This is a genomic window from Bacillus sp. P4_E1 (assembly GCF_056401715.1).
In genome coordinates this window covers 1-7941 of sequence record NZ_JBFUIV010000047.1, presented here as the reverse complement: position 1 = coordinate 7941, position 7941 = coordinate 1, and the positions used below count along the sequence as shown (strand labels likewise).

The window sequence follows — 7941 nt, the reverse complement described above, 5'->3', positions numbered from 1 at the left end:
TGCCATGACAATGCTTGTATTGAATCATTCTTTTCTCATTTTAAATCTGAAATGTTTTATCTCAATTATTATCAAACAAAAGAAGAATTGATTCAAGCAATTGAAACATACATCTATCATTATAACTACAAACGATTCCAAAAACGACTCAATCATCGAGCTCCGATTGAATATCGAATCTCAATGGCTGCTTAGTCTTTTTTTAAAGCTGTCTACTTGACGGGGATAAGACCAATAAGACCATATATGGGTGTCTTTTCTTTATGGGGTACTGACGCATACCCATCAACTTAAGAAATTGGTTGTTCCCAAGAGCCACGAAAAGCAACAATAATTTGTTTGGTTTCATCATTTTTATAAATAGTTGCATCAAAAATATTATTAGGATTATGTAATAATACAGAAGAAGGTATTTTAACACGTTTCCAAGTTTCTAAATGATCCCCAACTTTTACATCAACAGAAGCCGTATCATTATAACTCTCACCTGATGAACGAGAAAGTACTTGATCACTAACTGAACTCCCCATAGTTTCTCTCTCCTTAAAAAAGATTTATAGTTTATATATGATAAATTAATTTCAGGAGAAAAAATATTGTACCTTCGAAATAAAGTCGTACTGTTTATAAAAAAGTTGCACCGCTTTATCCCTTTGTATAAAGGGGTATTTTTTGTGCATATTATTAATTTCAAATAACACTTTGTCAAAAATAATTTATAAATTGTAAGAAATAAATTACAATCTTTTCAAGAGGTGTTGCTATTGTTACATAATAAAATTGTAGTTTGTCGAGCAGAAAAAGGTTGGACTCAAGAAGAACTGGCCAAAAGAGTGGGTGTTAGTCGTCAAACTATCGCTACTCTTGAAAAAAATAAATATAATCCTTCTCTAATTCTTGCTTTTAAAATTGTAAATATATTTGAAAAGTCAATAACTGACGTGTTCGATTATCAGGAGGAGTGAGACATATGTTGTGGTTAAAATCATTATTTTTAGTTTTTATATTCATCAGTCAGATGTATGTAATAAAATTCCAATCAAGTGATGAAGCAAAAGACGAAAGAGGGAGAGAAATTCAATATAAAACAAATAATGTGTTGTACAACATCCTATATTTAGGTATCATTTCCATTATTATTTTTCAATCGATAGATATTGTTCCTTCAGAATTTCTACCTGATTTATTGTTATATTTTGTGCTTTCATTAAGTGTGCTAGGCAGTATTTTTATATTTATCAACAGAAACAGGAAAAATTACTAATTATAGTTAAACTAACAGCTGAGTTTATTTAAGTAGACCACATAAAATGATCAATCTTTTTTATAAAAACTTAAGGAATCCAAAATTAAAACCCACACATTTTGATCGGATTTTTTCAAAGTGTGTGAGTTTCTTCTCTTTATAAAATCAATATTTGCAGCAATACTTTGATCAAACTTTATTCGAAATCTACATTAGGGGATTACTTGCAAAGTTTGCACCAGAATCTGTAATGGCTAATTATATCATTTCCATTCACAATCAAAATATAGGAATGATTTCTTTAACAATACAAAGCATACTTTGATTTAAGAAAATACAGATACTCTATTCCGGCATCAGTAATCTTTGTACCGGCTCGCCCTCTTCCTTTTACGACAAATCCTTCACTTTCTAAAATATCCAGGCGGCGACGGATTTGCTGTGGGGATAAAGCAAAGTCTGATTCTTTGCTTTTACTTGAAAGCAGATCTCTGCTTGCCGCCTTTCCTTTTTCGTTACATTGCTTGATTACTTCCAAGATAAAAACATGCTCCTTCATTTCCAGTATACTTCCACATACGGAATATTCGGATTTCATGCTGCCCCCCTCTTGTCCCAGCATGGACGGAAGATCTCCTTTCGTCACGACATTTCCCTCACAAATTGTCAGCATATAATCAATTGTACTTTTTAATTCTCGTATATTTCCAGGCCATTCATATTGCATGAAATACTCCAGCACATCTTGTTCTATCTTTACCCATTTTCCGCTCTTTGTGATGAAATGCTTAATCAAAATTGGTATATCCGCTCTTCTCTCAATGAGTGGTGGAATGCAGAGATTAAGTACATTCAGCCGGTAAAATAAATCGACTTTGAATGAACCGGCCCTTATCTTTCCTTGAAGATCTTTATTTGTTGCGGTAATCACTCGAACATTAACAGGTATAATTCTTACACCACCGATTCTGCGGATTTCTCCCTCCTGCAGAACGCGCAGCAGATGTGATTGAACAGTAAGACTTATGTCCCCGATTTCATCCAAAAAGATAGTTCCGTTATCCGCTAATTCAAACAGACCTTTCTTGCCCCCTTTTGTGCTCCTGTAAATGTCCCTTCTTCGTAACCAAACAATTCACTTTCAAGCAGGCTCTCTGTTAATGCGCTACAATTTACAGCCAGAAACGGTCCGTTTTTTCGCAATGAATGCTCATGAATAGCATGGGCAAACAGTTCTTTTCCTGTCCCTGTTTCACCCTGAATTAAAATCGGATGTTCCGATAAGGCAAGTTTCTTGGCGATTCGCTTACGCTCTTTCATTACAATATGTTCGCCGATAATATCCTCAAATCCGTATTTTGTATGAAATCCTTTATTACGCATTTCTCTTTGCGCTGTTTTTTCAATTTCAAAGGCTTGATGTACACTCTTAAAAGTTGCGACAATTGTATTTTCTTGCATCATTTGCAAACGAAAAATTACGACATCCACGCCATCTATGTCGAAGAACTTGCTTTCATCCTTTCCATTCATGATGAAATCGGTAATATCCCGACGACTCATCACATGTTCTACATACTCATTAACCACATCTTGCGCCACAATATGAAACAATGCCGTAAGACGTTCATTGAATACCGTAATCCGCCCTTCCTGGTTAACGACTAATATTCCATCATCGACAGTTCCTAACACATTTTGGATGTGCTCACTCATCTGCTTAGCATCCCGCTCTGCATGTAATAACTTACGTTGTAATTCAATGATATTGCTAATATACCTTTCTGAAATCTTCGAGGATATATCCTTGCTCAAACCACAACATTCTACAACTTCCAGAATTGTTGTCATATCAAAAAGACGTACACCTATATCAATTACTTCTTTTATGTAAGAAGGGCACAGATGTGTTTCTCCTGGCGAAACAGCAATTCGAACATCATCATAAAACAATACCCCCTTCCGAAAAGGGATAAATTGAATATGATTTATACCAAGTTGATATAAGGATTCAATAAGATTTATTGTTGCATCATCATTATCATTCACCACTAGAACTGATGAATCTTCAGGTATTCTTAAAAGTTTATCAATGTATTCATGATGAACTGTTCTCTTTCCCACAATTATTTTCTCAGCATTCACGCTATACATACCATTTGTTTGATCATAAACAGAAGCTGATGAATACAAAATAATTGTATCTTCAAGAGACTGCGGTATTCCCTCATCCGCCGCATGGCTTTTAATATAAACATAGTCTCCAAGCAATTGTTCTAGTTGCTCCTGTAAGGCTTGCGTTGTTTTTGAGCTTCCAGCTATAAGTGTAAGTGAGGATTTTAACATTAAGACACCTGCCTATATTTAAATTGGTTCTATTATATCGCCAAAAAAGGACAATAAAAACCAAAATCTCTACTCTTGCCATAAAAATCTCCTTAAAAATCACACTATCCATATTGGCACACATATTGCATGTATAAATTAATGAAGTGTCCGAGGTTATGAAAAGGAGGGAAACAGCAGAATACGAGAAAAGAACATGCTCTATTAGCGGTATTTTTGTAAGCGTTCTATTTCAATCCATTTATTTTAAATACAAAGGAGGAACACATATGAGCCAACTACAAGAACAGGCTGTTTCACTTGGAAAAAAAGAGAAAAAAATTAATGTTTTTGTATTGCTATTCGGCATTCTCGTAATAGCGACTCTATTAACTTATTTTTTACCGACCGGAGAATATGCACGGATTGAAGTGAATAACCGGACTACTGTAGACCCAAATTCTTTTAAATCAATAGAATCTGCTCCGGTCGGATTTTTCGATATGATAAAAGCTGTTCATACAGGAATGGTAGAAGCCGGCAATATTATATTTTTCTTATTGATTATCGGAGGATTTTTTGGTGTCTTAAGAGCAACTGGTACGGTTGATGTGCTTATCGCTACAATGGCTAGGAAGTTGGCGACGCGTGAAAAACTATTGATTCCTGTCGTGACGCTGTTTTTCGCTGTAGGTGGCTCTTTAATGGGGATGGCGGAAGAAACACTAGCTTATCTTCCTCTTATCATTCCACTGGCGTTGGCTCTGGGATTTGATGCAATTACAGGTACTGCTATCGTCATAGTAGGAGCATTGTCAGGGTTTACAACTGCCATCATGAATCCTTTCACAGTAGGGCTTGCACAAGGAATCGCAGAATTACCGATGTTCTCAGGAATAGTGTTTCGCCTTATTTTATTTGTTATCATCTACCTTGTTTCTGTTCTTTATATCTATCGTTACGCAATGAAGGTAAAGAAAAATCCTTCTATTGGCATCTATGGAAAATATACAAAAGAAGAAGCGGAAAAATTACTGCAATCAAGTGAGAAGTTAACAGGAAGACATAAGTTCATCTTAGGAGCTTTTGTAATTAATTATATCGTTTTGGCGTTTGGTGTAATCAAATTCGAATGGTACATTACAGAAATTTCATCTTTATTCCTTTTATTAACAATAATGATTGGGATCATCGGAAAACTATCTGCAGATCAGATTGTTAACTCCTTTATAAACGGCTCTGCATCCTTGCTCGGTGGTGCCTTGATTATCGGTGTATCGCGCGCCATTCTTGTTGTATTAAATGAAGGGCATATCGTTGACCCTATGCTGCATCAATTATCTGTATCAATCAAGCATATTCCGGACTATTTAAGCGTTGTTGGCATGTACAATTTCCAAGCTCTTATTCATTTTGTTCTAGCATCTGGCACGGGTCATGCGATGCTGACAATGCCGATTATGGTGCCACTTGCAGACTTATTGGGTATTACACGCCAAACTGCAGTGTTATCGTTTTCTTTTGCTGACGGAATCGGAAATATGATTTTTCCGACCGCTACGACCTTAATGGCAGGCTTGGCGATTGCAGGAATTTCTTGGACTAAGTGGGCAAAGTGGATTCTGCCACTTGTGTTCATTCACTATCTCATCGGATTAGTAGCTGTTATCATAGCTCACTTCATAGGATATGGTCCATTCTGATATAAAACGAAAAGTATTGACAGGAGGAGAAAAGAATTGATTACCTTAATAAAAAATGGAGAAGTATACGCACCCAACTATCTAGGACGGAAAGACATATTAATTGCAGATGATAAAATCGCATTCATAGATGATAGAATCGCAATTCCTTACAACTTTGCTCCTATTCTAGTCATTGATGCGGCAAATCTTTTGGTTGTTCCAGGATTTATCGATTCACACGTTCATATAATTGGTGGAGGCGGAGAAGGCGGATTCAAAACCCGCACACCTGAGCTGATGCTTACTGATATTACAACTGCAGGTATTACAACACTAGTCGGTTTACTCGGTACTGACGGGACAACACGTAAAATGGAAAGTCTGCTTGCCAAGGCGCGGGCACTTGAAGAAGAGGGAGTTTCTTGTTTCATTCACACAGGCTCCTATCAAGTGCCAGTAAAAACGCTGACGGGAAAAATCGAAAATGATATTATTTTAATTGACAAAATTATCGGTGTTGGAGAGATTGCTATCTCCGACCATAGATCATCAGAACCTACATTTGAGGAAATAGTTAAAGTCGCCACTGCCGCACGCAATGGCGGTCTTCTGTCCGGAAAAGCTGGCATAATAGAAGTTCATGTAGGGGACGGAGAAGGAAAACTTTCATTGTTACATGAAATTGCAGATAAAACCAACATTCCGATTCGGCACTTCCATCCAACACATATAAATCGAAACGAAGAATTATTTAGGGCGGGTATTGATTACGCAAAGCGAGGCGGTTACGTAGACTTTACCACAAGTACTACTCCTCAATTTTTGGAGGACGGGGAAGTGAAATGCAGTGAGGCATTACGTATAATGCTTGAAGATGGGGTCCCAGTCGGACACATCACCTTCTCCTCAGATGGACAGGCCAGCCTCCCCTTCTTTGACAACAATGGGGAGTATGCAGGCCTTCAAGTCGGAAAAGTATCTTCGCTATTTCACGAAGTACGAGAATCTGTTTTAGTGGAAGGTATTCCGTTAGAAACGGCACTAGAAGTCATTACCACGAATCCCGCACAATTGCTGAAACTTTCAAGTAAGGGCTGTATCCAAACCGGGAAGGATGCTGACATCGTATTGTTGGAAAAAGAAACGTTGGACATTCACAGCGTCATTGCAAAAGGCAAGTTTATGGTAGAAAATAAAGTTCCGATAGTGAAGGGAACATTTGAATAAGAAAGATAAGAAGCTTCTATTACAAAAATCATTTAAAGACAATAGAAAAATATGACACTTATACAAATGAATAGTATGTAAACTTAAGACCACCGGTTTAAAAAATCAGTGGTCTTTTATTTAGAGAAGAATTTAGCTAATTAATTTCATGTTTTGAATACAAAGCGATTGCAACCAATGGTTTTAGCAATTAATATTTCTTGTTTCTTATTTAGGTAGATATGAAATTTATATGCCTTACTTACTAATATAGGGTGCACCTCACCTTTTTATACGATATCTACAGTATAAAAAAAACGTAGGCTTACGCTTACTGATATTCATCTCCCACCTAAAATTAGTGTTTCACACCTTTATATTTTTGAGGAAGGAGTTTTCGGTCTTGGATTATTTCGTTTTCATTAGCTTGATAGTGATGTTTCCGTATCCCCTAAAAATAGAAAAAGAAGATTGAGACATCTCATCTTCTTTTCAGGCAGAGTTAGAGAAAGCATTTTATTGGATAAAATGCTTTCTCTAAGAACTAGCTCTGCAAAAATCGCTGTATTTCTATTTCTGGTAATCCCGTAAGCTTTGCAATGTCTTCTACAGACACACCATTTGTATGCATGCCTCGAATGAGTTGCATCTTTCCTTGCTCAACCCCTTGTTCAATTCCCTTTTTAATTCCTTGTTGTTCTGCATGAGCAAATTTTGCTGCCTCATCCATTAAGGCCTTTTCTCTTGCTTCATATGCTTGACGGAAAGAAGAATCTTGACTCATACGTTCCCATTTATTCATTGCTTTTTGTAAAATCGGATCTCGGTTCATGGCAATATCCTCCAATGTTTGTGTGAGATGTTCATCTTCATTCGCAGGTAATAATAATAACCAACGAACAAACGAATCTTCCCCCGGATTGACTTTCTCTTCGCGCCATTGCTGCATCAACTTTGGAATCTCTACTATATGAACTTCTATATCATCACTTAATAGCTTAGTCGCTCACAACAAGAGAGGATAGCATTTACATTTTGCTTATTTATTTTACCACTTGAACAGATACTGGTTTCCAGCCCTGATTCTCTACCCAATCAATATCAACCTTATATTTTTTATTACTTTGCTTATCTCGTACATTACCGTAGGCTTTATTTTCACCATTATTTCCAATAAAATCAAAAATCAATTGACCCTCTGGAACATCAACAGCATAAGAAATTGCTTTTTTCATCTCATTCCAATCTACTGTTCCTTCTTTAAATTTCATTGCAGGTTTTGCTCCTTGCTCTGTACCAATTGGCTTCCAAGAAGGATTAGTTTGAGAACCCTTTTCTTGAGATGCCGTTTTTTCTCCCTCTTTATTTTCATTTTCGCTCGTTTTTACCGATTTTTCTGCTTTTTGTTTCTCTTCTAACAGTGCTGCTTCTCTCTCTTCACGTTTCTTCTCTTCTAACAGTACTGCCTAACAGTGCTGC

At 36.5% G+C, this 7941-nt stretch carries 6 protein-coding genes and 4 pseudogenes; 5 read left to right on the top strand and 5 right to left on the bottom strand.

Annotated features, from left to right (window positions below; genetic code table 11):
• Positions 1-195: IS3 family transposase (locus AC1DS7_RS28515; protein ID WP_476999389.1), on the top strand; the 195-nt coding region annotated here is incomplete at its 5' end.
• 95 nt (positions 196-290) lie between these two features.
• Here AC1DS7_RS28515 and AC1DS7_RS28510 read toward each other — a convergent pair.
• Positions 291-530 carry a hypothetical protein gene (locus tag AC1DS7_RS28510; RefSeq protein WP_002035481.1) on the bottom strand — a complete coding sequence of 80 codons (240 nt, stop codon included), beginning with the start codon at positions 528-530 and terminating at the stop codon, positions 291-293.
• Between the two features lie 234 nt (positions 531-764).
• Between AC1DS7_RS28510 and AC1DS7_RS28505 the strand changes: the two genes are divergently transcribed.
• Positions 765-965, top strand: a complete 201-nt coding sequence (locus AC1DS7_RS28505; RefSeq protein WP_002084522.1) for a helix-turn-helix transcriptional regulator — start codon at positions 765-767, stop codon at positions 963-965.
• A gap of 5 nt (positions 966-970) precedes the next feature.
• Entirely contained in the window at positions 971-1264 is a 294-nt protein-coding gene (locus AC1DS7_RS28500) for a hypothetical protein (protein WP_016101022.1), read from the top strand.
• 283 nt (positions 1265-1547) lie between these two features.
• Here AC1DS7_RS28500 and AC1DS7_RS28495 read toward each other — a convergent pair.
• A pseudogene (locus AC1DS7_RS28495) lies at positions 1548-3592 on the bottom strand (sigma 54-interacting transcriptional regulator).
• 269 nt (positions 3593-3861) lie between these two features.
• Here AC1DS7_RS28495 and AC1DS7_RS28490 point away from each other — a divergent pair.
• Together AC1DS7_RS28490 and iadA are read left to right on the top strand one after the other, a co-directional pair.
• Positions 3862-5274 (top strand): YfcC family protein, encoded by a 1413-nt coding sequence (locus tag AC1DS7_RS28490; RefSeq protein WP_016101020.1) that lies wholly within the window; start codon positions 3862-3864, stop codon positions 5272-5274.
• Positions 5275-5310: 36 nt separating this feature from the next.
• Positions 5311-6483, top strand: a complete 1173-nt coding sequence (gene iadA / locus AC1DS7_RS28485) for a beta-aspartyl-peptidase (RefSeq protein WP_476999388.1) — start codon at positions 5311-5313, stop codon at positions 6481-6483.
• 155 nt (positions 6484-6638) lie between these two features.
• Here iadA and AC1DS7_RS28480 read toward each other — a convergent pair.
• The 3 pseudogenes from AC1DS7_RS28480 to AC1DS7_RS28470 form a co-directional block, all read right to left on the bottom strand.
• Positions 6639-6734 (bottom strand): annotated as a pseudogene (locus tag AC1DS7_RS28480) (helix-turn-helix domain-containing protein); the annotation flags it as partial.
• Positions 6735-7006: 272 nt separating this feature from the next.
• Positions 7007-7462, bottom strand: a pseudogene (locus AC1DS7_RS28475) (Rpn family recombination-promoting nuclease/putative transposase); the annotation flags it as partial.
• Between the two features lie 43 nt (positions 7463-7505).
• A pseudogene (locus tag AC1DS7_RS28470) lies at positions 7506-7928 on the bottom strand (YrrS family protein); the annotation flags it as partial.
• Between the last annotated feature and the right edge of the window lie 13 nt (positions 7929-7941).

What these genes read in the sequence shown, in the direction of transcription:
- AC1DS7_RS28490 (WP_016101020.1), top strand. Translation starts at nt 3,862, where the DNA reads ATGAGCCAACTACAAGAACAGGCTGTTTCACTTGGAAAAAAAGAGAAA.
- AC1DS7_RS28500 (WP_016101022.1), top strand. Translation starts at nt 971, where the DNA reads ATGTTGTGGTTAAAATCATTATTTTTAGTTTTTATATTCATCAGTCAG.
- AC1DS7_RS28510 (WP_002035481.1), bottom strand. Translation starts at nt 530, where the DNA reads ATGGGGAGTTCAGTTAGTGATCAAGTACTTTCTCGTTCATCAGGTGAG.